The organism is Mesorhizobium sp. CNPSo 4688 (assembly GCF_057784295.1).
In genome coordinates, this window is sequence record NZ_JBWLUY010000001.1 from 553,501 (window position 1) to 578,207 (window position 24,707).

Sequence of the window (24,707 nt, forward strand, 5' to 3'; positions counted from 1 at the left end):
CCGGTCACGGCGACCTCCTACGCTTCTGGCGCCATAAATCCAAAGGCGTCCGCCACAGCCGATATCGACCGGCTTTTGCAACCTGCTGGCCGACTGGCACCTTGCCATAAGCGTTAAAGAACGCATGAACACGCGGCTCAGCAAACTGCTTTTTGCCGCGGGTGTTGTAGTGTCGGATCGGCAGGCCGTGAGGGCTGATGGTTCGGCCGTTTTGAGAAAGGGCTACCCCGAGGCAGAACTGTTCTGGCGCCCACGTGTCGGTCACCTCATAAACGGCCTTGATAGCTGCGAAGGCGTTCACCATGGCACTGAGGTTGTCGCGGTGGATTCCTACGATTCCGCTGTTCCACATCGGTTCCTGGCCGCTCAGGATCTGGCCACCGATGCTGATGCTCTTGCCCGGCAGCGCGCTCTGATAGATGCGATGCGGCCCTTCGCACAGGCGCATAAAGGAATGGGTCGCAGAGATCGAGCGGAAGCCTTTCGACGGGTCCCCCACCGGGTACATGTCGGTGTCCATGAAAAGGAGCCGATTTGCTCGCTGCAAAAGCTCACGCATAGCACCGGCCTTGATGCCGAAATGGTAGCTTCCTCCGAAAGACCACTGCTCTTTCTCCGCAGCCGTTATGAGCATTGTCTCAACAGGATAAGCGCGAAAGAGTTCAGTCCTGTCAGTTGCGACGACTATTCTAGCGGTCGGGCAATGGTGCAAAAGCTTGAGGGCGCTGAGTAGCGCACCGCGATGGTAAAGCTCGTTCTCACCATAGGCGATGTAACCAAAAACGTCGTTCATTCCATCACGTATAGTGAGTCGCCCAATCTTCTACCAGCCGCTCAGCTCGCTACTGGCAGACATCGACCCATTCGGCGTTGACGATCTCGGCCATGCGCTGCGGGCTGAGCCGTACGGCGGCGTTGGTGGCGCCGGCCGCGGGCACGACTTCATCGAAGGCACGCAGCGAGACGTCGGCATAGACCGGCAGCGGCGCCGGCAGGCCGAACGGACAGACGCCGCCGACAGGATGGCTTGTGGCGGCGACAACCTCGTTGGCGTCAAGCATGCGCGGCTTGCCGCCGAAGCGGTCCTTGAATTTGCGGTTGTCGAGCCTCGACATCCCGCCGGCCACGATCAGCATGGTCTGCTCTCCGACGCGCAGGCAGATGGTCTTGGCGATCTGCGCCGGTTCCACGCCATGCGCTGCCGCTGCCAGCGCCACGGTCGCCGAACTGGCATCGGTAACTAAAACTTCGACATCGGGCGCACGGGCAGCCAGAAAGGCACGCACGGTCTCAAGGCTCATTCCGGTGTTTCTCCTCCATTCGATCCGGCGGGCAATCACCTACCACTCGAACATGAAAAAGCTCGCCAGGGCAAACCATGGCGAGCTTGTTGAGAGACGCTTTGGCGTCGTCGTTTATGAAACGGACCGATTTTCTACAGGCGCTGTTGGCGCCGGGGCATCGATCAGGGCCGTTTCCGGCAATTGCAATGCTGCGGCGATCCGGCGAAGTTTCGACGGATCGGTGTCCTTGCCGCTCTCTATGTCGGCAATCTCGCTGGTCGACAGACCGCAGGTCAGAGAAAGCTCTTCAATACTGTATCCCTTTGTTTCCCGGATGGCTTTAAGGCCTGGGTGCTCAAGCGCAACATCGGCCGCCAGCCTGGAGAAGGGTTCGTGTTTTGCATTTTGGGGCATTGGCAACTCCATGGGGCTAAAGAGTTTTGGATCAAATGATAGGGTGTTGCCTGAGAGCCGGGACAATGCCCGCTCAAGGGCGATTTGCCAAGACCCAAACCGACCGTCACGGCATCGTGAACCGGCGTCAAAAACCGCTGGCGTCAAGCAGATATGGGGATCTCTGCCCCGATCTCCCAATCAAGTTCTTTTGAAGGACCGCACGCCGAAGTGTTCAGCGGTTTAGGGCCGCACACCTACGACAACGGCCAGAAAAAGCAGATCGCGATCCTGCAGACGACACCGGTGGTGACCTTCGCGCCGGCCACACCGGCCGACCTTCAGCCCGGTCCCGTGGTGTTCGTCAACGCCGAGCGTGGCAGCGACGGCACGCTGACCGCCGGCCGGGTCGTGGTCGGCAACAACGGCGTCGTTCCGCCGATGTGAAAGCGGTTGCTGCGCCTGCGAAGGCGCCAGACACAATCCAGAAACAAAATTCTACAGTCGGGAAAAAATGTCGAAAAATTCGGAGGCGATAGTCATGACTGCGGGGTTCACGTCACCGATCTTGCTCGGTGGCGGTCAAATTCAGCCCGCGCAGAAAAGGAAACGAAGTCATGAAGAAGTCCCTCCTGTCGGCTCTCGGGCTGGCTTTCGCCCTTGCTGTCTCGCTGCCGATCATCGGCGCCAGCAGCGCGGACGCAGCTCCGGTGGCGAAAAAGCATCACCACCATCATCATCATCACCACAAGCACCACAAGAAGCATCACCGCCATCATCATCACCACCATCACCACAAGAAGGTGGAAGCCAAGAAGGCCTGAGCCGGCCGACTTGCCCGACGGGAAGGCTGGCTTTGGAGTCCTCGCCAAGGCCGCCTTCCCGTTGGTTTTTGCCAGGCGAGACGTGGCGAGATGAAGACAGGATTCGATGGCGCCCATGCGCCAGAAGGCGAGCAACCAACGAAGGTGTCAGGCACAAGGCCGAGGAGCACAGCGGTTGCGAGGCATGCTGCAGCACACCGCGAGTGTCTCAGTGCGTTGCCGAAAACCCGCTAGGATGGCGCCGCGAACGCGAGCACTATCGCGATCAAAATCAACAGCGGTCCCATCCATTTGAAATGCTTCGCGACTTGCAGCAACCACGGCTGCTGACCTGACCGAGCCTGAAAAGGACTTTGGAGCAGTCCAAAGCCAACGCCTGTCACCCACAGCCCAACGCAGAACATGATGAACTCGTCGATGTAATTTGCGACCACGCCCCGCCTCCTCCGCCGGTATCTTTGGATTGGCGTTATAGCCGCAGCCGGGCGGGGCAAAAAGCGCGGTGCCAAGATGGCGACAATGACTGCTGCCGCCACCTGACATGAGCCGGGGCGGACCCGGTCTTGGCCGGCCATTTTCGGCACACCACCGTGCGACCTTTCGCCGGCGGCACGCATCCCACTGGCGACGGCGGCGCGGTTTGCAAGGGCGCCGGCCATTGCCTGGTGCTCTCGATCGAGTGCAAGGGCACCTATACCGACGCCACTGACAAGAATGGCACGGTCTATGGCAAGTGCAGCCAGACCGCGCAGGTTTCGCCGCAGGGCAAGATCAAGCTCGCCAGGTAATCGGCCCCTGATCAAGGAAATGGAGGCCGTCCGCGGGACGGTCGCCATTTTCTTTTGTGCGAGACCTCTTTGTTTTTACGCAATTCCGGACGGAAAATCGTTCACACTTTTCCTGGAATTGCTCTAGCGCCGGCTGAGCAACAGGCTGGCGACAAGGCCGACCACGACCAGACCCACGGCAGCCGCCGTCGCCGGATGATCGCGCGCCGTCTTTTCAATCGCCCTGCCCTGCTTCCTGATTGCGGGCATGGCATCGCTGATGCGGTCGGCAAGCTGCGCATAGTAGTCGGAGGCAGCATCGCGCCCGTCCTCATAGTAAGCGCCGCCGCGTTTGGCTACAGCTTTCCTCAAAGCAGCCAGTTCCTTGGAAAGGGTCGCGACCTGCCTTTCAAGATCGAGATCGGAGAGGGTCGAAAGCGATGCCATGATTGTTTTTCCTTCTTCAAGAGAAGGCCAAACGCACGGCTGCGGAACCGGTTCCGATTTTGCTTGCCTCTGGTAATTGCCTAGAGGTCTAGCGCACCTGATCGAGCAGACGCTTGCACTCCAAGAGGTCGAACAGCGCCTCCTGCAGCAAGGCGCGGTTGTCGCGCGACAGCTTCGACGCGCCGGGCTGGACCGGACCTTCCTCCTCGGTCTTGCCCAGGCCGAAAAAGCGGCGGCTGGGTTTTACCTTGGGCTGGCCGACCAGCATCTCGTCATCCATGCCGCGCGGCTGCGCCGCCGGCGTCAGCGGCACCTGATCGGCCTGCCTGCGCTGCGAGATCGCCTCGACGGCAGCCATGTCGCCATTGCCGATCGCGACCAGGAAATGGTTGCCGTTCTCGCGCAGCAGCTTCTGCACGCCCTTGATCGTGTAGCCCTGGTCATAGAGCATGTGGCGGATGCCCTTGATCAGTTCGACATCCTGCGGTCGGTAGTAGCGGCGGCCGCCACCACGCTTCATCGGCTTGATCTGGTTGAAACGGGTTTCCCAGAAGCGCAGCACGTGTTGCGGCAGATCGAGATCCTCCGCGACCTCACTGATGGTGCGGAAAGCGTCGGGGCTCTTGTCCATGGGCGAAATCCTCACGCTGGACGGCGATCCGGCCCAGTTTGCCGAATCGGGTATTATTTCAGCGGTTTATGAAACAACATTCAAGCCCGGCGTCAAACCGGCGGCCGTTTTCAACCGAAGCTTTATGTGTCCTTGACGCAATTCCCTAGGGAAGCGCTACGCGCTCTCCCGGGAAAACGCTTCACACTTTTCCTGGAATTGCGGCAGAAACCTATTTGCCGCCCTTGGCCTTGCTGTTCTGGTGCGAGCGCAAGATACGGCTCTTCAGCACGTTCGACGACTTGAAGGTCATCACCCGGCGCGGCAGGATCGGCACTTCCTCGCCGGTCTTTGGATTGCGTCCGATGCGTTCGTTCTTGGAACGGACATGGAAGGTGGCAAAGGACGACAGTTTCACCGTCTCGCCGCGCACGATGGCTTCGCAGATTTCGTCCAGCACTGCTTCGACCAGTTCGGCCGATTCAGTGCGCGACAAGCCGACCTTACGATAAACAGCTTCGGCAAGGTCGGCGCGCGTAAGTGTCTTTCCCCCCATGCGACCGTCCCATCAGTTCAAAAACATAAATCGATACAAGCAAAGGCAGAGCCTAAGTAATTGATCCGGCAAGGTCAAGGACCGAACCGGACCGTTCGGCACTTACCAGCGAACCAGAACCGCGCCCCAGGTGAAACCGCCGCCCATCGCTTCCAGCAGCACGAGGTCACCCTTCTTGATACGGCCGTCGGCGACGGCCACCGAAAGCGCCAGCGGCACGGAGGCTGCCGAGGTGTTACCGTGCAAATCGACGGTGACCACCACCTTTTGTTCTGCAATCCCGAGCTTCTTGGCCGAAGCGTCAATAATGCGTTTATTGGCCTGGTGCGGCACGAACCAGTCGAGGTCGGCGGCGGTGATGCCGGCCTGCGAAAACGTTGCCTCGATGACGTCGGTGATCATGCCGACGGCATGCTTGAACACTTCGCGGCCTTCCATCCTGAGATGGCCGACCGTGCCGGTGGTCGACGGGCCGCCATCGACGAAAAGCTTGTCCTTGTGGACGCCGTCGGAGCGCAGGCTCATCGCCAGCACGCCACGGTCGGCAATGCCGCCGGTGCCTTCATCCGCTTCCAGCACCAGCGCGCCGGCGCCGTCGCCGAACAGGACGCAGGTCGAGCGATCGCTCCAGTCGAGGATACGGGAAAAGGTTTCGGCGCCGATCACCAGCACGCGTTTGGCCAGGCCGCCTCTGATGTAGAGGTCGGCGGTGGTCACCGCATAGACGAAGCCCGAGCACACCGCTTGCATGTCGAACGCAAAGCCGTGATGCATGCCGAGCCGGTTTTGGATCTCGACGGCGGTCGCCGGGAAGGTGTTGTTGGGCGTCGAGGTCGCCAGCACGATCAGGTCGATGTCGGCGGGCGTCAGGCCCGCGCTGTCGAGTGCTGCACGCGCGGCCGCCTCGCCGAGCGATGCCGTCGTCTCGTCATCGGCGGCGATGTGGCGCTGGCGGATGCCGGTGCGCTGGGCGATCCACTCATCGGAGGTCTCGACCATGCCTTCGAAATCGGCATTCTTCATGATGCGGCGGGGCAGCGAGGCACCGGTGCCCCGCACGACTGATCTGATCAAAGTGTCTTTCCTATTCCTTTGCGTCGACGGCGGCGTCGGCTTTCCTGTTTGCCTGGGCATGCGGATTGCGCGCATGGAACAGATCGAGATCGGCCTCGATGCGGTCGATCAGATTGTTGCGCACCATATCGTAGCCAAGCTCGATCGCTGCCGCAAAACCATCCGAATCGGCGCCGCCATGGCTTTTTACCACGATGCCGTTCAGACCCAGGAAGACGCCGCCATTGGAGCGGCCCGGATCGAGCTTTTCACGCAAGCGGTCAAAGGCGCCCTTGGCGAAGACATAGCCGATCCTGGCCATCATTGTGCGGCTCATCGCTGCGCGCAGATAGCCTGAGATCTGGCGCACCGTGCCTTCCGCCGTCTTGAGCGCGATGTTGCCGGCAAATCCTTCGGTGACGACCACATCGACCGTGCCCTTGCCGATGTCGTCACCCTCGACGAAGCCGTGATAATTCATCGAAGCCATATTGGCCTCGCGCAGCATGCGCCCGGCTTCCTTGACCTCTTCCTGGCCCTTTATCTCCTCGACGCCGACATTGAGCAGGCCGACTTTCGGCCGGTCGATGCCGAACACCGAACGCGCCATGCCGGTGCCTAGAATGGCAAAATCGATCAGCTGATGCGCATCGGCGCCGATCGTGGCGCCGACGTCCAGCACCACGCTCTCGCCGCGCAGCGTCGGCCAGATCGCCGCGATCGCCGGGCGGTCGATGGTGGCCATGGTGCGCAGGCAGAATTTCGACATCGCCATCAGCGCGCCGGTATTGCCGGCCGAAATGCAGGCTTGCGCGCTGCCAGATTTGACCGCTTCGACCGCCTTCCACATCGACGACTTCCAGCGGCCATGGCGCAGCGCCTGGCTCGGCTTGTCGTCCATCCTGACCGCGACCTCGCAATGGTGGAACTCGCTGACCTCGGCCAGTTTGGGGAATTTGGCGAGCTCGGGGCGCACCATCTCTTCGCGCCCATAGATAATGAAGCGGATGTCGGGACGCCTGACAGCGACCGTCATGAGTGCCGGGATGACCACGTCTGGCCCGTGATCGCCACCCATGGCATCGATGGAAATCCTGATCACGCGGTCTTTATCTCACTAGCTTGGGCCAGGGCGCATGGCCCGCAAAATACGAAACTCGCGAAATAAGGGGGCTCGCGAAGGTTCGGGGAAAATAGCGGTTTTGGGCTGCCGCACAACCGACTTTTCTCGGATCGCATCGTGTTTTAGGATTTTCCAAGCAAGGATCGCAGCTTTTGCTGGAATTCGTTCTCGACCGGCTTGTCAGGGCCAGCGGCCTCGAGCGAGGCGCCTGCCTTGCGTGGATAGGGATCGATCGCCAGCCCGAAGAACTGTTCGGCGAGCGCGCCGACGTCGATTGTGTCGCCGGAGAAGGTTTCCGGGCTGTCAGGCCCCTCTGCATCGATCAGTATCTCGCCGCCGCCTTCGAACCCTTGGCGCCCGAGCTTGGATTGCTCGGGCAGGAACAGCGCCTCGACCTCCTCGTCGATATGGGCCGCGACCGGCTCGAGGGTGACGATGCAGGCCTGGGTGATATCGGCCTCGACGCGGCCGCTGATCTTGACGCCGTTGCGCTTCCACGGCGTCACCAAAAGCTCGGCACGGTAGTTTTCGACCGAGAGCAGCTCATGCTCCGCGGCAAGGGCGGCGCGCTGCGCCGGGTCGGCATCGATCACCACCGGAAGGCCCTTGTGCGGCAGGCGACCGACGTTCGCCTTGAATGACACCGGGCTCGGTGTTTCCGCATGTTTCATCTCGGCCTCCCTGCCTTCCCTCATCATTGTACCTTGGCGACGGGAAACGCCACCGTGCCGGAGAGGATCGAATCGGACGGCTGTGCCTCAAGCTGCCTTGCGGCATCGATCACATAGGACGCCAGCGGCAGGGCCTGCGGCCAAGCGCCGGCGTCGGGCCTGACATTGCGCGCCAGGGCTGCAGCAAGCGCATCGCCGTCACGGCGTTCCAGCGCATCGTCATAGGCGGCGGTACGGCCGTAGAACATTTTCGCCAGCCTCTTCATGCGCTTCGGCACCCCGACATCGCCAACGCCCAGCTCCCGCAGCGAATGCTCGACATCGAGAAAGAACTCGTCGATCAGCACCTGTGCGACCTCTAGCGCGACACCCTCTTCGCCGCGCAGCCTGTGCTGAAACAGGAACATGTGCAGCGACAGCATCTCGAAACGGCCGAGCGGCGTGTCCGGCACATTCCAGTCGGAATAAAAAACAATCTGCCGCGCCGCTGCCACGATTTGTGCGTAAAGCGCCTCGGTGATAGCGCGGTTGGCGTTGCGTTCGCGGCCAAAAAGGCGCTGGAACATTGAGGGTGGTCTCCTGGGGACCGTTTGTTTGAATTGGCCTTGTTGCATCGGCAAGCAAGCTGGTTTACCGGTTTTGCCGCCCAGCGCAAGTTGCGGTCAGCTAATGGAGTTGTTGTTGCGCGCGCTGAAATTCAAGTCGACTTTGCTGCCCGGGGCTACCGCGGCGGTTTCGCTGGTGTTGGTGGCTTCCGCGCTGTCAGGCTGCAATTCATCCAAAATGTTCGGCGACCTTACCCCGGGCGAGACACTGACGCAGGGCTATGTGATCGACCAGCAGGCGGTAGACTCGGTGCCGGTGGGCTCCAGCCGCGAACAGGTGCTTCTGGCGCTCGGCACTCCGTCGACGACGGCAACTTTCGACAATGAGGCCTTCTATTACATTTCGCAGACGCGCAAGCGCTATGTCGCCTTCGACAAGCCCCACCTGGTCGACCAGAAAGTGCTGGCGGTCTATTTCGGCGACGACGGGCGTGTCACCCAGATCGCCAATTACGGCCTGAAGGACGGCAAGATCTTCGACTTCGTTTCGCGCACCACGCCGACCGGCGGCAAGGACCAGAACTTCCTCAGCCAGATCATCAACGGCGCTAGCAAGCTGGCGCCCGGCATTCCCGGCGGCGGCACGCCCTGATCATCAGCTTCTGCGTTCCCCCGAGGGAAAAGCAGCACCATCTCAGGCGACCAAAAACCCGTGGGAGCAATCCCACGGGTTTTTGTTTGGGCCGGCCATCGGTCAGCAATGCTTAAGCAACCTCTGCTAGTCGATCCTTGGCAACGACAACGCAGCGGCGCATGGAAAGATTTATAGAAATCATCGTCGGCGCGGCCAAAAGCTGCCTGCTGTTCCTGATCCTCATTTCCCCCCTGCTGATTTTGATCGCGGCAACCAGCCATATCAGGGCGATGCGGCAGTCGGCCTTGCCTATCTGGTATTCGCTGCTGCTTACTACCTGTGGCCGGTCGCGCTGCTGTTGCTGGTGGGCACGATCGCTCTGACCTACCTTTGGGTGCGCGGCAAGGGCATTCAGCCCTATTGGCGTATACGCGCCCTATGCCGGAATCTTCCTGTTCTGGGCTGCCTCGGCCGCCCTGCCGCGCAGCATCGAGTTCTATCCTAGCCCGGAATGGAAACAGGACGGCATCACCGCAGTAGGTTTCTGGGAGGACGAATCCGACGGCAGTGGCGCCAGCCTTTTCCTGGGGACATTTCTAGTCGAGCGCTATGTCGTGTTGGAAAAGAACTCACCGATCGATCATCCGACCATCAAGGAAGCATTCGCGCGCAAGTCCGGAGCCGCTTGCGACATACAAGACCCCAATGTCGAACTGGGTCTCATGCAAAGCCGCGGCCTCTTCGACGCATGCGTCGTCAAGGATAGCGACGACACGGTCCTGAACGGGGCGATCGACCAAACGGTACGACGCTTGGAAATTCACCCTTGGGCAATGGGTCGACCTCGCTCACCCTTGGGTCGCGAAAACACGCATCGATTCCAATCTCCCCTTCGGCGTGAAGATCGCCAGCGAGGAAGGCAGAGCGCTCTACTCGCCAATCCTGCGACGCGATTTCAAGCGATACCCTTTTACTGGCACCGACCTGACCGCGGATCAGAAGCGGAAGTTCAGCGACATTGCCGCCGCTGCCTGCAGGTGGCAACTAAACTTGGACAAGACGCGCTACATCTATGGCGAACCGAGAGCCGGCTGCAAACAGACATATGCGGCCTGGTTCCGTTAGGCCGACAAGGAAGGCCGTCGCCAACATCAATCCTCGGCGACAAAAAACCCGCGGGATCGCTCCCGCGGGTTTTTCCTGAAGCAGTGGTGTCGCCTCAGCCGTGCGCGAGCACGGCCAGCAGCAACAGCGCGACGATGTTGGTGATCTTGATCGCCGGGTTGACCGCCGGACCGGCGGTATCCTTGTAGGGATCGCCGACGGTGTCGCCGGTAACCGAAGCCTTGTGCGCTTCGGAACCCTTGAGGTGCTTGACGCCGTCCTTGTCGACAAAACCGTCTTCGAACGATTTTTTCGCGTTGTCCCAGGCGCCGCCGCCCGAGGTCATCGAGATGGCGACGAACAGGCCGTTGACGATGACGCCGAGCAGCGATGCGCCGAGCGCGGCAAAGGCGGATGCCTTCGAGCCCGAGATCAACAGCACGCCGAAATAGACGACGAGCGGCGCCAGCACCGGCAGCAGCGACGGGATGATCATTTCCCGGATCGCCGCCTTGGTCAAAAGGTCGACGGCACGCGCATAGTTCGGCTTGGAGGTGCCGGCCATGATGCCCGGATCCTCGCGGAACTGCTTGCGCACCTCCTCGACAATGGCGCCCGCCGCGCGGCCGACGGCCGTCATGGCGATGCCGCCGAACAGATACGGGATGAGGCCGCCGAAGATCAGGCCGGCCACGACATACGGGTTGGAGAGATCGAAGGAGATGTCGCCCATGCCCTGGAAGTAGGGATATTTGTCGCCATTGGCGGCAAAGAACTTCAGATCGTTCGAATAGGCAGCAAACAGCACCAGCGCGCCAAGGCCGGCCGAACCGATGGCGTAGCCCTTGGTCACCGCCTTGGTGGTGTTGCCGACCGCGTCGAGCGCGTCGGTGGAGTGGCGCACTTCCTTGGGCAGGCCGGCCATTTCGGCAATGCCGCCGGCATTATCGGTGACCGGGCCGAAGGCGTCGAGCGCGACAATCATGCCGGCAAGGCCGAGCATGGTGGTGACCGCGATCGCCGTGCCGTAGAGGCCGGCAAGCTGGTAGGTCGAGATGATGCCGCCGACGATGACGATGGCCGGCAGCGCGGTCGATTCCAGCGAGACCGCGAGGCCCTGGATGACATTGGTGCCGTGACCGGTCACCGAGGCCTGGGCAATCGAGTTCACCGGACGCTTGTTGGTGCCGGTGTAGTATTCGGTGATCACCACGATGAGGCCGGTCACCACCAGGCCGATCAGGCCGCAGATGAACAGGTTCTTGCCGGTGATGGCCATGCCGGCAACGGTGCCGATTTCACCCCAGCCGAGGCATACCGAAGTAGCGACGGCAAGGCCGGCGATCGACAGCAGGCCGGTGACGATCAGGCCCTTGTAGAGAGCACCCATGATCGAGCCGTTGGAACCGAGCTTGACGAAGAAGGTGCCGACGATCGAGGTCAGGATGCAGGCGCCGCAGATGGCCAGCGGATAAAGCATCGTAGCACCGAGAACCGCAGTGCCGCCGAAGAAGATAGCGCCGAGAACCATGGTGGCGACAACCGTCACCGCATAGGTTTCGAACAGGTCGGCGGCCATGCCGGCGCAGTCACCGACATTGTCACCGACATTGTCGGCGATGGTGGCCGGGTTGCGCGGATCGTCTTCGGGAATACCGGCTTCGACCTTGCCGACCAGATCGCCGCCGACGTCGGCGCCCTTGGTGAAGATGCCGCCGCCGAGACGGGCGAAGATCGAGATCAGCGAAGCGCCGAAGCCGAGCGAGACCAGCGAGTCGATGACGATGCGGTCATTGGGCTGCAGGCCCATGGGGCCGGTGAGGATCAGGTAGTAGATCGAGACGCCGAGCAGTGCGAGGCCCGCTACCAGCATGCCGGTGATGGCGCCCGACTTGAAGGCGATGTCGAGGCCGGCGGCAAGGCTGTTGGACGCTGCCTGCGCGGTGCGCACATTGGCGCGCACCGAGACGTGCATGCCGATGAAGCCGGCAGAGCCCGAAAGCACGGCGCCGATCAGGAAGCCGACCGCTGCGGTGATCGAAAGCAGCCACCAGGCGAGAATGAGCACGACCACGCCGACAATGGCGATGGTGGTGTACTGGCGCGCCAGATAGGCCTGCGCGCCTTCGCGGATGGCGGCGGAGATTTCCTGCATGCGTGCGTTGCCCTGATCGGACGCGAGGACCGATCGTGTCGCCCAGATGGCGTAGAGCACTGAAAGCAAACCGCAGGCGATGACGGCGTATAGGATGGTCATTGCCGAATTTTCCTCGATTGGTGGCCCAAAAGAACCCCTCCCTGGGCCGTTGGTGCGGGGAGCGGATGCCGCAAGGCGGAATCCGTCCTTCGCAGCGGTGTATGCGAAACAGGGCTCGGAACGTCAAGATATTGTTCGGTTTTTGCCCGGCTTTCAGCCAAAAGGTTTAGGCCAGAACAGTCCCGCCGCCGATGCCTTGCTATTAGATCGATTGAAATGACGCGGCGTCAGTCAACCGTGGCGTGCGGCCTGGCCGAAAATCACTCGCCGGTCTCTTGCCCCATGCGGCGCGCAGTGTAGCGTTCGATCGCCGACAGGCCGTCATAGATCAGCACCGCAAGGGCAGCGACGATCAGGCCGCCTTGCAGGACGAAGGCAAGGTTGTTGGACAACAGGCCGGCGATGATCACCTCGCCCAGCGTCTTGGCGGCAACCGTCGAGCCGATCGTCGCGGTGGCGAGGCTGATCACCACCGACAGCCTGATACCACCCAGAATGATCGGAGCGCTGAGCGGCAGTTCGACCTTGATCAGTCTTTGCCAGCCGGTCATGCCGGCGCCGCGCGCAGCCTCCATGACATTGCCCGGCAGCGTCGTCAGCCCGGTCAGCGCGTTCTCGAAGATCGGCAGCAGGCCGTAGAGGAACAACGCAATCAGCGTCGGCTTCTCGCCAAAACCGACGGCGGGCACCGCCAGCGCCAGCACCGCCACCGGCGGGAAGGTCTGGCCGATGTTGACCAGGCTGCGCGACAGCGGCAGGAATTCGGCGCCGGCCGGCCGGGTGACCAGGATGGCAAGCGCAACGGCGACGATGGTGGCGGCTACCGTAGCGATCAGCACCGTCCGCAAATGCAGCAGCGTCAGCGTCAGCAGGCTGCCCTGATTGTAGATCGCCGGCGCATTGTTTTCGATCAGCGGCTTCAGCAGCGGCTCGAACCAGCCGGGATTGGTGACGAAGGCTATGAGCAGCACCACCAGGGCAAGCCTGAGCAGTGAAGGCAGCCAGGCTTTCATGCCGGCCTCGCCGCGCGCTTGACCAGCCCGTCGACGGTGACGCGGCCGAGCGGCTTGCCGTCTTCGTCCTTGACGGGCAGCGCCGGTCGGCCCGACCACAGAAGCTCCGCCAGCGCGTCGCGCTGGCTGGCGTCACCGGGGATCGCCTCGCCTTCGGCGGTGCCCTTCTCCACGGCGTCGCGCACGCGGCCGAGCGAGAGCAGCCGGAACGGCTTTTCACTGGCGCCGACCAGGGTTTCGACGAAGGCGCTGGCGGGCCGGGCCAAGATCTCTTCCGGCTTGGCGTATTGCACCAGTTTGCCGGCATCCATTACGGCGATCTTGTCGCCCATATGCACCGCCTCCTCCATGTCGTGGGTAACAAGGATGATGGTGGTGCCGAAGCGCTTCTGAATCGCCAAGAGGTCCTCCTGCGCCTTGGTGCGAATGATCGGGTCGAGCGCGCCGAACGGCTCGTCCATCAACAGCACGTTGGGTTCGGCGGCGAGCGCACGGGCGACGCCGACGCGCTGCTGCTGGCCGCCCGACAATTCGTGCGGATAGCGCGGGCCATAGGCCTCGGGGTCGAGCTGGTAGAGCGTCATCAGCTCGTCGACGCGAGCCTTGATGCGGTCCTTGTCCCAGCCTAGCAGCACTGGCACGGTGGCGATGTTCTGCGCCACCGTTCGGTGCGGGAACAGGCCGTGGCCCTGGATGGCGTAGCCGATGCTGCGGCGCAGCTCGTAGCCCGGCAGCGATCGGTTGTCGTTGCCGTCGAGCTTGATCACACCAGCGGTCGGCTCGACCAGCCGGTTGATCATCCGCAGCAGCGTCGTCTTGCCGGAGCCGGAGGTGCCGACGATGACGCAAACCGTGCGCGGCTCGATGACCATCGAGACGTCGCCGACCACGGTCGTGGCGTCGTAGCGCTTGGTAATGCCTTCGATCTCGATCATGCCGTTTCAACCCTGCGCTTGGTGGCGGTCATTTCGATCACTGCGTCGAGGATGATGGCCGCGGCGAAGGCCAGCGCCACCGTCGGCACGGCGCCGAGCAGCACCAAATCCATCGCCGTCTGGCCGACGCCCTGGAACACGAACACGCCGAAGCCGCCGCCGCCGATCAGCGCTGCAATGGTGGCAAGGCCGATGTTCTGCACCAGGACGATGCGGATGCCGGTGAGGATGACCGGAAAGGCCAGCGGGAACTCGACGCCGAACAGACGCTGGCGGTCGGTCATGCCCATGCCGCGCGCGGCATCGTTGGCGGCACGCGGCACGCCGGCGAGCCCAACCACCGTGTTGGCCACCACCGGCAGCAGCGAATAGAGGAACAGAGCGACGAAAGCCGGCGCGGTGCCGATGCCTCTGATACCGAGCGCCGCAGCACCTGGAACATGCGCGGCCACCCAGCCGAGCGGCGCGATCAGCAGGCCGAATAGCGCGATCGAGGGAATGGTCTGGACGATGTTGAGCACATTGAGCACGCCGGCCCGCAACCGTTCGACGCGATGGCACAGAATGCCGAGCGGCAAGCCGACGATCACCGCGGCCGCCAGCGAGCCCAGCGCCAGCGTGACGTGCTTGGAGCCTTCGGCCCAGAAACTGTCGGCGCGGTTGCCATATTCCTTGAGGATCGACAGGCTATCCCACCGCCCTGAGATCAACAGCAAGCCGATGGCGAGTGCGGCAATGACAAGCACGCCGACGCGGGCCAAGGGCGACAGGTTGAGCCTGGTCAGCACGTCGGCCAGAAGCAGCGTGAAGGCGAAGATCAGCAGCCAGAAGCCGGAGGCCGGCGAGATGCGGGCGAAGGTGTTGCCCGCCGGCGTGAGGAAGGTGCCGGCAACGCCGATCAGGATGGCAAGGGCAACAAGCGCCACCACGCTCGCCGCCAAGCGCAGGACCAGCGGGGTTTTCAGCAAGGCAATGATCGCGGCCACGACGACGATCGCCAGCAGCAGCGGCCCGATCGTCGGCGGCAGCGCTTCGAAGATCGAGCGCGCCTCGCCCGGCACGATGCGGTTGGCGCGGAAGGTGGCGAACGGGGCGAAGAACGCCGCATAGGCAACGATCGCCGCGATGACGACGCCGAGTTTGTCGAAACGAAGGGTCATGGATGCCCCTCATGAGAGGCGATTGGCGCAGGTCGGCGTGAGAGCCAATCTCCCCCCTTGCGGGGGAGATGGCCGGCAGGCCAGAGGGGGGTGTGAAGGATCGCCAGCTTTCGACCGTCGGTTCGTTCGGAAGCAACCCTATCAAAGTGCGCAGCTGTGATGGGTTGAGGTGTCAGCGGGACAGCACCCCCCTCTGTCCTGCCGGACATCTCCCCCGCAAGGGGGGAGATCAGCAGCTTCCAGAGTGGAGCGCCTTGCACCGGTGTCACTATGAGCTACGCGCTGACTACTTCAAGAACCCGTTCTTCTTCAGGAAGTCCTCGGCGACGCCCTTGACCGGCTCGCCGCCGATCTGGACGCGGCCGTTGAGATCCTGCAGCGTGACGAGGTCGAGCTTGGCGAAGACCGGCTTCAGCAGCGTCTCGATCTCCGGATGCTCCTTCAGCACGGCTTCGCGGATGATCGGCGCCGGCTGGTAGACCGGCTGCACGCCCTTGTCGTCGTCGAGCACGACCAGGCCGGACGGCGCGATACCGCCATCGGTGCCGTAGACCATGGCGGCGTTGGCGCCGTTGGTCTGGTTGGCGGCCGCGCCAATGGTCGCCGCGGTGTCGCCACCCGAAAGCGTGATCAGCTGGTCGGGCTTGAGCGTGAAGCGATACGTGGTCTGGAAGGCCGGCAGGGCTGCCGCCGAATTGACGAACTCGGCCGAGGCGGCCAAAACCACCGTGCCGCCGCCGGCGACGTATTTGCCGAAGTCGGTGAGCGTCGCCAGCTTGTTGGTCTCGGCAACCTCCTTGCGCAGCGCGATCGCCCAGGTGTTGTTGGCCGGCGATGGCGACAGCCAGACGATCTTGTTGGCGTCGTAGTCGAGCTTCTTGGCGGTCTCATAGGCCTTGGCGGCATCCTTCCAGACCGGATCGTCGGCCTTCTCGAAGAAGAAGGCGGCGTTGCCGGTGTATTCGGGATAGATGTCGATCTCGCCGGCGGTGATCGCCTTGCGCACAACCGGCGTACCGCCGAGCTGGACACGGTCGGTGGTTTTGATGTTGTTGGCGTTCAGCACCAGCTGGATGATGTTGCCGAGCACGCCGCCCTCAGTATCGATCTTCGAGGACACAACCACCTGGGCATTGGCGGAAGCCGCGGTGATGCCGAGCGCCAATGCCGCGCCGGCCAGAACCTTGACTGAGAACATTATGAAAACCTCTTGCTTTGAACCGGAATGCGGCGGCCGCATATGAGCATGGCTTCAACGCCCCGTCGGGGCACACGGTTTCATAACAAGTGGCGCAGACGCAATAATTTTGTGCCGTCGCCGCGATTTCGGCCGGCGTCATGCTGACAGGCAGTGTCAGGGATCAGGCGTTCGCCTTGCGCAACCCGGTCAGCTTGAGCGCGCCCAGCGCCACGAAGCAGAGCGCGACCACCGGGAAGACCAGCCAGTTCAGCATCTCCCAGCCCCAGGCATTATAGATGGCACCCGACATCAGCGAGGCGAAAGCGACGGAGCCGAACAGGACGAAATCGTGAAAGCCCTGCACCTTGCTTTTTTCGGACGGAAGGTAGCTGTCGGCGACCATGGAGGTGGCGCCGATGAAGGCGAAATTCCAGCCGAGGCCAAGCAGGATCAGCGCCGTCCAGAACTGCCACAGCTGCAGGCCCGACAACGCCACCGCGGCGCAACCGACGAGCAGCACCAGTCCGGTGGCGACGATGCGCTCGGCGCCGAAGCGATGGATCAGCGAACCGGTGAAGAAGCTCGGCGCAAACATAGCCATCACATGCCAGGAAATGCCAAGCGTGGCGTCGTCCGTCGACAGGCCGCAGCCGACCATGGCCAGCGGCGCGCCGGTCATGACGAAGCTCATCAGCGCATAGCTGCCGACGGCGCAAAACAGCGCAGCGACGAAACGTGGTCGGGTGACGATTTCGGTGAGCGGACGGGCGTCGTTGGACGTCACTTGTGCGTGGCCGAGGGCCTTGGTCGGGATGCGCAGCATCCAGAGAATGGCCGCGCCAACCGCCGCCAGCACGGGAATGGCCGCGAACGAGCCGGCAAACATCACCGGCGCCAGCAATTCGCGGGTGAAGATGACGATCTGTGGCCCAAGAATGGCGGTGATGATACCGCCGGCCAGCACGAAGGAAATGGCGCGCGCCTTGAATTTGGGCGGCGCGTTGTCGGCGGCGGCGAAGCGGAACTGCTGGACGAAAGCGCCACCGACGCCGATCACCAGCAGCGCGAAAGCGAACAGCCAGAAGCTGCCTTGGAACAGCGCCAGCGTCGAGATAATCCCACCCAGCGCGGTGACGATGGTGCCGGTCATGAAGCCGCGGCGCTGGCCGAGCCAGCGGATGATGGCGGCGGCCGGCAATGCGCCGAGCGCCACGCCGATGTTGAAGCCGGTGATCGGCGCCGTCGCCAGCGACTTGTCGGGACCGAGCAGATATTGCCCAGCCAGCCCGCCCATGGAAATGGCGATCGGCGCGGCAGAGCCGATGATCGCCTGCGACGCTGCCAGGATGATCGCCGTGCGGCGCGCTTCCCTTGCCGCGCCGGCGACCGCGTCGGTCACGACGCGTCCTTGCCGCGCCCCTCACCGCGCACGCGGCGCGACACGCGATCGAGCACGGCATTGGTCAGCTTCGGCTCGTCTTCCTCATAGAAGGCCTTGGCGATGTCGACATATTCCGAAACGATGACCGCCACCGGCACGTCGTCGCGCTTCATCAGTTCATAGACGCCGGCGCGCAGGATGGCGCGCAGCGTTGAATCCAACCGCGACAGCGGCCAGTCCTCGGTCAGCGCCTGGCGAATGATCGGATCGATGGTCTTCTGGTTCTCGACAACGCCTGTCAGGATGGCGCGAAACCATTGCGCGTCGGCCTCGCGGTAAAGCGCGCCGTCGACTTCCTTGCCGAGCCGGAACGCCTCATATTCCGCCGTGATCTCGAAGACGCCGCTGCCGGCCACGTCCATCTGGTAAAGCGCCTGCACGGCGGCCAGACGGGCAGCGCCACGCTTGTTGGCATGGCGCGGACCGGGCGAAGCGGGTTCGCTCACGATTGCGCTCCCAGTTTCTCCTTGAGCGCGATCATGGTGATTGCCGCGCGCGCCGCAAAGCCGCCCTTGTCGCCTTCCGAGCGCTTGGCGCGCGTCCAGGCCTGCGCGTCGTTCTCGGTGGTCAGGATGCCGTTGCCGATCGGTATCGCTTCCTGCACTGACAGATCCATCAGCGCACGGCTCGATTCATTGGCGACGATATCGAAGTGATAGGTGTCGCCACGGATGATGGTGCCAAGCGCGACAAAGCCATCATAGTCCTTGCCGCCTTCGCCCATGCCGTCGAGCGCAAACGTGATCACGGCTGGAATTTCCAGCGAACCGGGAACGGTGACGACGTCATAGGTCGCGCCGGCTTCGTCGAGCGCGTTTGTCGCGCCGTCGAGCAGCGCGTCGGCAAGATCGTCATGAAAGCGTGCCTCGATGATCAGAAGGTGGGCCTTCTTCTTCGGGCGGATGAACGCTTTGCCGTGTTGGGATGTGCCAGCCATAAATGTCTCCGGGGGTCGCCGGTGACTTAGGCCGAAGCGGCCGCATTCGCAAGCTTTGTCCGAAGGGCAAGACCAATTTCCGTGCTACCTCGACCTCGGGACCAGGCATTCGCGGACTGCGCCCGGCAATGAAAATTGTTCAGGACCGATGTCGACTTTCGGGAGGCACATTCGTCTTCATGATTGGAGGCGGAAGAAATTCGCCCAGGCAAGGAAACGGATACGATACGATGACAATCACCATCACGGCCTTTGAGCGATCGCCCGATGGCGGCAAGGGATTGGCGCGCGATACGCGCGTTCGCTGGGCGCTCGAAGAGGTGGGGCAGCCTTACGAAGTTCGTCTTGTGTCCTTCGCAGGGATGAAGGCGCCTGACCATCTGGCCATCCATCCCTTCGGCCAGATCCCCACCTATGAGGAAGGTTCCCTCCGCCTGTTCGAGACCGGCTCGATCGTCTTCCATCTTGCCGAGCAGCATGCGGGGCTGCTGCCTGGGGATCGCGATGCGCGGGCGCGCGCCATCACGTGGATATTTGCCGCCCTCAACACTGTCGAGCCGCCGATCCTCGAACTGACGACGGCAAGGATATTCGAAGCCGACAAGCCCTGGAGCGAGGAGCGCTTGCCCCTGGTAAAGGACCGTGTTCGCGCCCCGCTGGACAAGCTTTCGGCTCATTTGGGCGCCGCCGACTGGCTCGACGGTGCGTTCAGCGCGGGCGATTTGTTGATGGTATCGGTGCTGCTGCGCCTGAGAATGTCAGGCATTCTGGACGAATATCAAAACCTGGCTGCCTATGTCGCGCGCGGAGAAGCCCGGCCCGCTTATATCAGGGCTTTCGCTGCGCAATTTGCAATCAACGCCCCATCAGCCAGCTGAAGTCGCCTGAACGCTACAAACCTTCTTTCGCCGCCTCGACCAGGCGCGCGGCATAGCGGGCCATGGTGTCGATCTCGAGGTTGACGCGGTCGCCGACCTGGCGCTCGCCCCAGGTGGTGACGGTCAGCGAATGATGGATCAACAACACGTCGAAGCGGGTGCCTTCGACCTTGTTGACGGTGAGCGAGGTGCCATCGAGCGCGACCGAGCCTTTGGGCGCTATGAATTTCGCCAGTTCGCGCGGCGCATCCAGGGTAAAGCGCACAGCATCGCCCTCATCCTTGCGCTCGACGATTTCGGCCATGCCATCGACATGGCCGGAGACGATATGGCCGCCGAGTTCGTCGCCAATCTTCAGCGCCCGCTCCAGATTGATCCGGGTACCGGATTTCCAGCCCATTGCTGTCGTCAGCCGAAGCGCCTCTTCCCAGGCCTCGACCTCGAACCAGCGCGCATTCGAGCCGCTGTCGGGCAGCGCCGTCACCGTCAGGCAGACTCCTCCACAGGAGATCGACGCGCCGATGGCGATGCCTTGTGGGTCGTATGCGGTGTCGATGCGCAGGCCCACCCCTTCCCTAAGCGGCCGCACCGAGGCGACGGTGCCGACATCCGTAACAATTCCGGTAAACATCAGAGATCCCTTATCCATTCGGCATAGGCGTCTTCGCCAAAGCGCATGTCGCGCAACTTGCGGAATCCTGCCGGGATATGGTCGGCGTCGATGGGCGATGCAATGCCGTCCTCGCCGATCGCCTCCGGCCCCTGGAACAGCACGATGCGGTCGACCAGTCCCTCGGCGAGAAAGGCGCTGGCGACCTTGGCGCCACCTTCGACCAGAACGCTGGCCATGCCGAGCGCGCCGAGATCCTCGAGCAGTTCCGGCAGAGCCACCCCGCCTTCATGGGTTTCGGTGCCGATGAAGCGCACGCCGGCACGCTCCAGCACCGACCGCCGCAACGGGTCGGCCTCCAGGCAGGCGGCGATATAGAGCGGCACCCGGTCGACGCCGGAGACCAGCTTCGAGGCTTCCGGCAGCCTGATCTGGCGGTCGAGCACGATGCGCGCCGGCGAGCGGTTCTCCAGCCCCGGCAGCCGCACGGTAAGCGCTGGATTATCCTCCAACGCCGTGCCGATGCCGACCAGTATGGCGTCGGCCTCGGCCCGCATCAGATAGACCTCGCGGCGTGCAATATCGCCGGTGATCGTAACCTGGCCGGCGCCATGCCTGCCGATCTTGCCGTCGCTGGAAAGCGCAAGCTTCAGAATCACTTCCGGACGCTTTTTCAGCGATCGAGTGAGATAGCCCGCCATCTGCTCGGCGGCTTGCGCGGCCAGCACCTTTTCGACCACCTCGATACCGGCGGCGCGCAGGATGGCGTAGCCCTTGCCGGATACGCGCGGATCGGGATCGCTGGCAGCGCCGACAACCCGCGCCACGCCGGCATTGACCAGCGCATTGGCGCAAGGCGGGGTGCGGCCATGATGGGCGCAGGGCTCGAGCGTGACGTAAGCCGTGGCGCCACGCGCGAGCTCGCCGGCCTCAGCCAGCGCCTCGGTCTCGGCATGCGGCCGGCCGCCAACGGCAGTGACGCCGGTGCCGACGATCATCGGCCCGGCACCGTCATTGCGCACGATGATCGTGCCTACGGAAGGGTTGGTCGAGGTGCGGCCGGCATTTCTGCGCGACAGCCGCAGCGCGGCCGCCATGAAACGGCGGTCGAGAGCTTCCTGTTCGGCTTTGCCAGGCGCTGCCATGCTCAGCCGGCGTCCTCTTCGCTCTTCAGCTCGTCGCCCTTGAGCTCGTCACCTTTGAGTTCTCCCAGCACGTCATGGAAATCCTTGGCCTCGCGGAAATTGCGATAGACCGAGGCAAAGCGGACGTAGGCGACGTCGTCGAGCGACTTCAGCGCCTCCATGACGAGACGGCCGACCTCGCCCGAGGCGATCTCCGTCTCGCCGGAGCTTTCGAGCTGGCGCACGATGCCGGTCACCGCGCGGTCGATGCGCTCGGGATCGACATTGCGCTTGCGCACCGCGATCTCCACCGAACGCAAGAGCTTGTCGCGGTCGAACGGCACTTTGCGGCCGGACTTCTTCACCACCACGAGGTCGCGCAGCTGGACGCGTTCGAAAGTGGTGAAGCGGCCACCGCAATCGGGGCAGACGCGCCGCCTGCGGATCGCGGCGCCATCCTCGGCGGGGCGCGAATCCTTCACCTGCGTATCTTCGGACTGGCAATAGGGACAGCGCATGGAGAGCCTTCGGGTTGGCGATTCTGGCTAGATCAGGATGACGTTTGGTTGAATGACCGAATCGGTATCCTGATCTATCTCTTTGTTGAGCATGATCTTTTCCGAAAACCGGTTCCCACTTTTCGGGATCATGCTTTAGACGAGAGGCTTAGAGGTTTTTGCCGGGACGGGCAAAGGTTCGGCAGAGGCCGCTCGCTCCCTGAGAGATAGCGAGGCGCGACGAAAATTGCCAGCCGCGCCAGATACGTCAGGGCGCGACGTCCTTGGTCGGGAAGCCGCAGGACGTTCCGAGGTTGCGGTAGGCCTTGGTGAAGCCATCCATCGGGATGCTGGCGACAGTTTGCTTGCCGAACGTCACATCGAGCGAGATGACCTGGCGCATGGCACGCAGCAGCGCGAGGCTGGTCTTGGCCTGGTTGTCGACTGTCCAGCTCGGGCGGCCGGCGGCATCATTGGAATAGACCGTCGTGGAAACCTTGACGCCGGGGTCGCCGAATGTCGCCGCGATCTTCTTGCCCGTCGGCAGCTCCTTGTTGGCGACCGTGATCATGATTGCCGGATAGGCATCGGGCGGCAGGGCGTCGCCTGTCGAGATCGAAAGCGTCAGCGTGCCCGCATTGCCGCTGCCATCGAGAAAGGCGGTAGAGGCGGCGCAGGTCTTGTGCGAATCCTGGCCGGTATCGAGCGCATCGATGATGGTGGTCCACCTGCCAAAAGTGTTGGTCGCCGGCATATCCGTGCTCGGCTGCGTCTGCTCCTGGGCAACCGCGCCCGACACAGTGAAAGCGGCAAGCAAGCCGAAGAGGGCCAGAATGGCAGGACGGTACACACACATCATCAAATCTCCAGTAGGCCGCGCCGCCCGAACAGGAGCGGCGCAGAGCGCGGGATAAAAGACGACGCGCGGCGTGCGGTCAACCGAGATAGGGATAGAGCGGGAAACGATCGGTCAGCGCCATGACCTTGGCCTTCACCGCCGCCTCCACAGCCGCATTGCCTTCGTCGGAATTGGCGACCTTCAGCCCATCCAGCACTTCGGCGATCAGTTTGCCGATCTCGCGGAACTCGGCCTGGCCGAAACCGCGCGTGGTGCCGGCCGGCGTGCCAAGGCGAACGCCCGAGGTGACGAAAGGCTTTTCCGGATCGAAGGGGATGCCGTTCTTGTTGCAGGTGATGTTGGAGCGGCCGAGCGCCGCCTCGGCCCGCTTGCCGGTGGCGTTCTTGGGCCTGAGGTCGACCAGCATCAGATGGTTGTCAGTGCCGCCGGAAACGATGTCGAGGCCGGTTTCCTGGAGGCTCGACGCCAGCGCCTTCGCGTTGGCGGCGACGCTCTCGGCATACACCTTGAAGCTCGGCTTCAGCGCCTCGCCGAAAGCAACCGCCTTGGCGGCGATGACATGCATCAGCGGGCCACCCTGCAGGCCGGGGAACACCGCCGAGTTCATCTTCTTGGCGATGTCCTCGTCATTGCACAGGATCATGCCGCCGCGCGGGCCGCGCAGCGACTTGTGCGTGGTGGTCGTGACGACATGGGCATGCGGCAGCGGCGACGGGTGCACGCCGCCGGCGACGAGGCCCGCGATATGGGCCATGTCGACCATCAGATAGGCGCCGACCGCGTCGGCGATCTCGCGAAAGCGCTTCCAGTCCCAGATGCGCGAATAGGCAGTGCCGCCGGCCAGGATCAGCTTCGGCTTGGTCTCATGCGCGGTCTTCTCGATGGCGTCCATGTCGAGCAGATGGTCGTCCTTGCGCACGCCGTAGGAGACGACCTTGAACCATTTGCCGCTCATGTTGACGGGCGAGCCGTGGGTCAGGTGGCCGCCGGAATTCAAATCGAGACCCATGAAGGTGTCGCCGGGCTGAAGCAGTGCCAGGAAGACCGCCTGGTTCATCTGACTGCCGGAATTCGGCTGGACATTGGCGAAGTTGCAGCCGAACAGCTTTTTGGCGCGCTCGATGGCGAGTTCTTCCGCGACATCGACGAACTGGCAGCCGCCATAGTAGCGCTTGCCCGGATAACCCTCGGCATATTTGTTGGTCATGATCGACCCTTGCGCCTCGAGCACCGCGCGCGAAACGATGTTTTCCGACGCGATCAGCTCGATCTCATGGCGCTGGCGGCCGAGCTCGTTGCGGATGGCGCCGAAAATATCCGGATCGGCATCGGCAAGCGTGGTTTCGAAGAAGGACTCGAATTTGTTCGACGCTGCCGCTGCAGTTGCCATGGCCTGAAAATCCTCCGGTTCGGGGCAATTTACCTATGCATATCGCTGCCCCAAAACCGCTGCTCAGTTCTGGGCGACACGCATTGCCGCGCCATTAACACAGTTGTTTTGGCCTCGCCACGTTTGCGGCGCGAAATTTGCTGGCCGGATTGCGGCAGAGCGACCCTGAATCCCGCTATTTCCGCTCCTGCCGCCCCTGGCGCTTGTCGCCGAGGGCCGACTGGGAAATCTCGGTGATCCTGGGCATCGCCCAGGCGACGGTGCGCTTCCATGTCGACAATGCACGGCGCAAGCTGAGCGCCGTCAACCGCACCCAAGCGGTGGCGAGGCTGGTGAAGGCTCATATAGGCCGAGACCAGCCAGAGCGGCGCAACAAAAAAGGCCGCCTTTCAGGCGGCCTTTTGTTAATTATATCA

Annotated in this window: 32 protein-coding genes and 1 pseudogene; 9 read left to right on the forward strand and 24 right to left on the reverse strand. The window is 62.9% G+C overall.

The genetic code is table 11. The features are described 5' to 3' along the window. Positions 1-4: 4 nt before the first annotated feature. From AC04SH_RS02870 to AC04SH_RS02880, 3 genes are all read right to left on the reverse strand, one after another. Positions 5-793 carry a hypothetical protein gene (locus AC04SH_RS02870; protein ID WP_488573861.1) on the reverse strand — a complete coding sequence of 263 codons (789 nt, stop codon included), beginning with the start codon at positions 791-793 and terminating at the stop codon, positions 5-7. 49 nt (positions 794-842) lie between these two features. Further along, entirely contained in the window at positions 843-1,301 is a 459-nt protein-coding gene (locus tag AC04SH_RS02875) for a YbaK/EbsC family protein (RefSeq protein WP_488573862.1), read from the reverse strand. Between the two features lie 114 nt (positions 1,302-1,415). Further along, positions 1,416-1,697, reverse strand: a complete 282-nt coding sequence (locus tag AC04SH_RS02880; RefSeq protein WP_112561791.1) for a helix-turn-helix domain-containing protein — start codon at positions 1,695-1,697, stop codon at positions 1,416-1,418. Positions 1,698-1,931: 234 nt separating this feature from the next. Here AC04SH_RS02880 and AC04SH_RS02885 point away from each other — a divergent pair. Both AC04SH_RS02885 and AC04SH_RS02890 read left to right on the forward strand, forming a co-directional pair. Beyond that, positions 1,932-2,123, forward strand: a pseudogene (locus tag AC04SH_RS02885) (hypothetical protein); the annotation flags it as partial. A gap of 170 nt (positions 2,124-2,293) precedes the next feature. Continuing rightward, a complete protein-coding gene (locus tag AC04SH_RS02890) occupies positions 2,294-2,500 on the forward strand; it encodes a hypothetical protein (RefSeq protein ID WP_477232893.1) in 207 nt (68 codons plus the stop codon). 230 nt (positions 2,501-2,730) lie between these two features. Here AC04SH_RS02890 and AC04SH_RS02895 read toward each other — a convergent pair whose 3' ends face one another. Further along, on the reverse strand, positions 2,731-2,934 hold the full coding sequence (locus AC04SH_RS02895) for a hypothetical protein (RefSeq protein WP_477232894.1): 204 nt from the start codon (positions 2,932-2,934) through the stop codon (positions 2,731-2,733). Between the two features lie 129 nt (positions 2,935-3,063). On the opposite strand from AC04SH_RS02895, the gene AC04SH_RS02900 reads away from it, so the two are divergent. Continuing rightward, a complete protein-coding gene (locus AC04SH_RS02900; protein ID WP_488573863.1) occupies positions 3,064-3,288 on the forward strand; it encodes a hypothetical protein in 225 nt (74 codons plus the stop codon). 123 nt (positions 3,289-3,411) lie between these two features. Here the strand turns inward: AC04SH_RS02900 and AC04SH_RS02905 are convergent, their stop codons facing one another. Further along, positions 3,412-3,714: a hypothetical protein gene (locus AC04SH_RS02905; RefSeq protein ID WP_488573864.1), complete on the reverse strand. Its 303-nt coding sequence runs from the start codon at positions 3,712-3,714 to the stop codon at positions 3,412-3,414. A gap of 88 nt (positions 3,715-3,802) precedes the next feature. Next, positions 3,803-4,345: a MerR family transcriptional regulator gene (locus AC04SH_RS02910; protein ID WP_023669374.1), complete on the reverse strand. Its 543-nt coding sequence runs from the start codon at positions 4,343-4,345 to the stop codon at positions 3,803-3,805. Here AC04SH_RS02910 and AC04SH_RS02915 point away from each other — a divergent pair. Continuing rightward, positions 4,344-4,481 carry a hypothetical protein gene (locus AC04SH_RS02915; protein WP_488573865.1) on the forward strand — a complete coding sequence of 46 codons (138 nt, stop codon included), beginning with the start codon at positions 4,344-4,346 and terminating at the stop codon, positions 4,479-4,481. The genes AC04SH_RS02910 and AC04SH_RS02915 overlap by 2 nt on opposite strands. A gap of 75 nt (positions 4,482-4,556) precedes the next feature. Here the strand turns inward: AC04SH_RS02915 and AC04SH_RS02920 are convergent, their stop codons facing one another. The 5 genes from AC04SH_RS02920 to AC04SH_RS02940 form a co-directional block, all read right to left on the reverse strand. Next, a complete protein-coding gene (locus AC04SH_RS02920; protein WP_006201891.1) occupies positions 4,557-4,880 on the reverse strand; it encodes an integration host factor subunit alpha in 324 nt (107 codons plus the stop codon). A 102-nt stretch (positions 4,881-4,982) separates the two neighbouring features. Then, positions 4,983-5,954: a beta-ketoacyl-ACP synthase III gene (locus tag AC04SH_RS02925; RefSeq protein WP_477232899.1), complete on the reverse strand. Its 972-nt coding sequence runs from the start codon at positions 5,952-5,954 to the stop codon at positions 4,983-4,985. Positions 5,955-5,964: 10 nt separating this feature from the next. Then, positions 5,965-7,035, reverse strand: coding sequence for a phosphate acyltransferase PlsX (plsX, locus tag AC04SH_RS02930; protein WP_488573866.1), 1,071 nt, complete (start codon positions 7,033-7,035; stop codon positions 5,965-5,967). A gap of 143 nt (positions 7,036-7,178) precedes the next feature. After that, complete coding sequence (locus AC04SH_RS02935; protein ID WP_488573867.1) at positions 7,179-7,727, reverse strand: YceD family protein; 549 nt, start codon at positions 7,725-7,727, stop codon at positions 7,179-7,181. Between the two features lie 23 nt (positions 7,728-7,750). Continuing rightward, positions 7,751-8,293: a ubiquinol-cytochrome C chaperone family protein gene (locus tag AC04SH_RS02940; protein WP_488573868.1), complete on the reverse strand. Its 543-nt coding sequence runs from the start codon at positions 8,291-8,293 to the stop codon at positions 7,751-7,753. 115 nt (positions 8,294-8,408) lie between these two features. Here AC04SH_RS02940 and AC04SH_RS02945 point away from each other — a divergent pair, with 115 nt between their 5' ends. Further along, complete coding sequence (locus tag AC04SH_RS02945; protein WP_477232903.1) at positions 8,409-8,924, forward strand: outer membrane protein assembly factor BamE; 516 nt, start codon at positions 8,409-8,411, stop codon at positions 8,922-8,924. A gap of 161 nt (positions 8,925-9,085) precedes the next feature. Next, on the forward strand, positions 9,086-9,289 hold the full coding sequence (locus tag AC04SH_RS02950) for a hypothetical protein (RefSeq protein WP_488573869.1): 204 nt from the start codon (positions 9,086-9,088) through the stop codon (positions 9,287-9,289). 836 nt (positions 9,290-10,125) lie between these two features. Here the strand turns inward: AC04SH_RS02950 and AC04SH_RS02955 are convergent. Then, positions 10,126-12,267 (reverse strand): sodium-translocating pyrophosphatase, encoded by a 2,142-nt coding sequence (locus AC04SH_RS02955; RefSeq protein ID WP_488573870.1) that lies wholly within the window; start codon positions 12,265-12,267, stop codon positions 10,126-10,128. Here AC04SH_RS02955 and AC04SH_RS02960 point away from each other — a divergent pair. Then, positions 12,260-12,487: a hypothetical protein gene (locus tag AC04SH_RS02960; protein ID WP_488573871.1), complete on the forward strand. Its 228-nt coding sequence runs from the start codon at positions 12,260-12,262 to the stop codon at positions 12,485-12,487. The two genes, AC04SH_RS02955 and AC04SH_RS02960, sit on opposite strands and share 8 nt — an antisense overlap. A gap of 40 nt (positions 12,488-12,527) precedes the next feature. Here the strand turns inward: AC04SH_RS02960 and AC04SH_RS02965 are convergent, their stop codons facing one another. From AC04SH_RS02965 to ribH, 7 genes are all read right to left on the reverse strand, one after another. After that, entirely contained in the window at positions 12,528-13,280 is a 753-nt protein-coding gene (locus AC04SH_RS02965; protein WP_488573872.1) for an ABC transporter permease, read from the reverse strand. Next, positions 13,277-14,215: an ABC transporter ATP-binding protein gene (locus tag AC04SH_RS02970; protein ID WP_488573873.1), complete on the reverse strand. Its 939-nt coding sequence runs from the start codon at positions 14,213-14,215 to the stop codon at positions 13,277-13,279. Before AC04SH_RS02970 ends, AC04SH_RS02965 begins: the two co-directional genes overlap by 4 nt. Beyond that, on the reverse strand, positions 14,212-15,375 hold the full coding sequence (locus tag AC04SH_RS02975) for an ABC transporter permease (protein WP_192253264.1): 1,164 nt from the start codon (positions 15,373-15,375) through the stop codon (positions 14,212-14,214). The genes AC04SH_RS02970 and AC04SH_RS02975 overlap by 4 nt, the downstream gene beginning before the upstream one ends. 286 nt (positions 15,376-15,661) lie before the next feature. Beyond that, positions 15,662-16,573, reverse strand: coding sequence for a glycine betaine ABC transporter substrate-binding protein OsmF (osmF, locus tag AC04SH_RS02980; protein WP_488573874.1), 912 nt, complete (start codon positions 16,571-16,573; stop codon positions 15,662-15,664). 163 nt (positions 16,574-16,736) lie between these two features. Continuing rightward, entirely contained in the window at positions 16,737-17,954 is a 1,218-nt protein-coding gene (locus AC04SH_RS02985) for an MFS transporter (protein ID WP_488573875.1), read from the reverse strand. Next, complete coding sequence (gene nusB, locus AC04SH_RS02990; protein WP_352589330.1) at positions 17,951-18,442, reverse strand: transcription antitermination factor NusB; 492 nt, start codon at positions 18,440-18,442, stop codon at positions 17,951-17,953. Before nusB ends, AC04SH_RS02985 begins: the two co-directional genes overlap by 4 nt. Next, positions 18,439-18,933 carry a 6,7-dimethyl-8-ribityllumazine synthase gene (gene ribH / locus AC04SH_RS02995; protein ID WP_488573876.1) on the reverse strand — a complete coding sequence of 165 codons (495 nt, stop codon included), beginning with the start codon at positions 18,931-18,933 and terminating at the stop codon, positions 18,439-18,441. The genes nusB and ribH overlap by 4 nt, the downstream gene beginning before the upstream one ends. Before the next feature lie 230 nt (positions 18,934-19,163). Here ribH and AC04SH_RS03000 point away from each other — a divergent pair, with 230 nt between their 5' ends. Continuing rightward, positions 19,164-19,811 (forward strand): glutathione S-transferase family protein, encoded by a 648-nt coding sequence (locus AC04SH_RS03000; protein ID WP_488573901.1) that lies wholly within the window; start codon positions 19,164-19,166, stop codon positions 19,809-19,811. Positions 19,812-19,824: 13 nt separating this feature from the next. On the opposite strand, the gene AC04SH_RS03005 is transcribed toward AC04SH_RS03000, so the two are convergent. From AC04SH_RS03005 to glyA, 5 genes are all read right to left on the reverse strand, one after another. Then, positions 19,825-20,442 (reverse strand): riboflavin synthase, encoded by a 618-nt coding sequence (locus AC04SH_RS03005; RefSeq protein ID WP_488573877.1) that lies wholly within the window; start codon positions 20,440-20,442, stop codon positions 19,825-19,827. Next, positions 20,442-21,566 (reverse strand): bifunctional diaminohydroxyphosphoribosylaminopyrimidine deaminase/5-amino-6-(5-phosphoribosylamino)uracil reductase RibD, encoded by a 1,125-nt coding sequence (gene ribD, locus AC04SH_RS03010; RefSeq protein WP_488573878.1) that lies wholly within the window; start codon positions 21,564-21,566, stop codon positions 20,442-20,444. The genes AC04SH_RS03005 and ribD overlap by 1 nt, the downstream gene beginning before the upstream one ends. A gap of 2 nt (positions 21,567-21,568) precedes the next feature. Then, complete coding sequence (nrdR, locus tag AC04SH_RS03015; protein ID WP_023669351.1) at positions 21,569-22,063, reverse strand: transcriptional regulator NrdR; 495 nt, start codon at positions 22,061-22,063, stop codon at positions 21,569-21,571. Between the two features lie 247 nt (positions 22,064-22,310). Further along, positions 22,311-22,898 (reverse strand): hypothetical protein, encoded by a 588-nt coding sequence (locus AC04SH_RS03020; RefSeq protein WP_488573879.1) that lies wholly within the window; start codon positions 22,896-22,898, stop codon positions 22,311-22,313. 79 nt (positions 22,899-22,977) lie between these two features. Beyond that, positions 22,978-24,291 (reverse strand): serine hydroxymethyltransferase, encoded by a 1,314-nt coding sequence (gene glyA, locus AC04SH_RS03025; RefSeq protein ID WP_488573880.1) that lies wholly within the window; start codon positions 24,289-24,291, stop codon positions 22,978-22,980. 233 nt (positions 24,292-24,524) lie between these two features. Between glyA and AC04SH_RS03030 the strand changes: the two genes are divergently transcribed. Further along, positions 24,525-24,707, forward strand: a 183-nt coding sequence (locus tag AC04SH_RS03030) for a LuxR C-terminal-related transcriptional regulator (RefSeq protein WP_488573881.1), incomplete at its 3' end; no start/stop codon positions are given.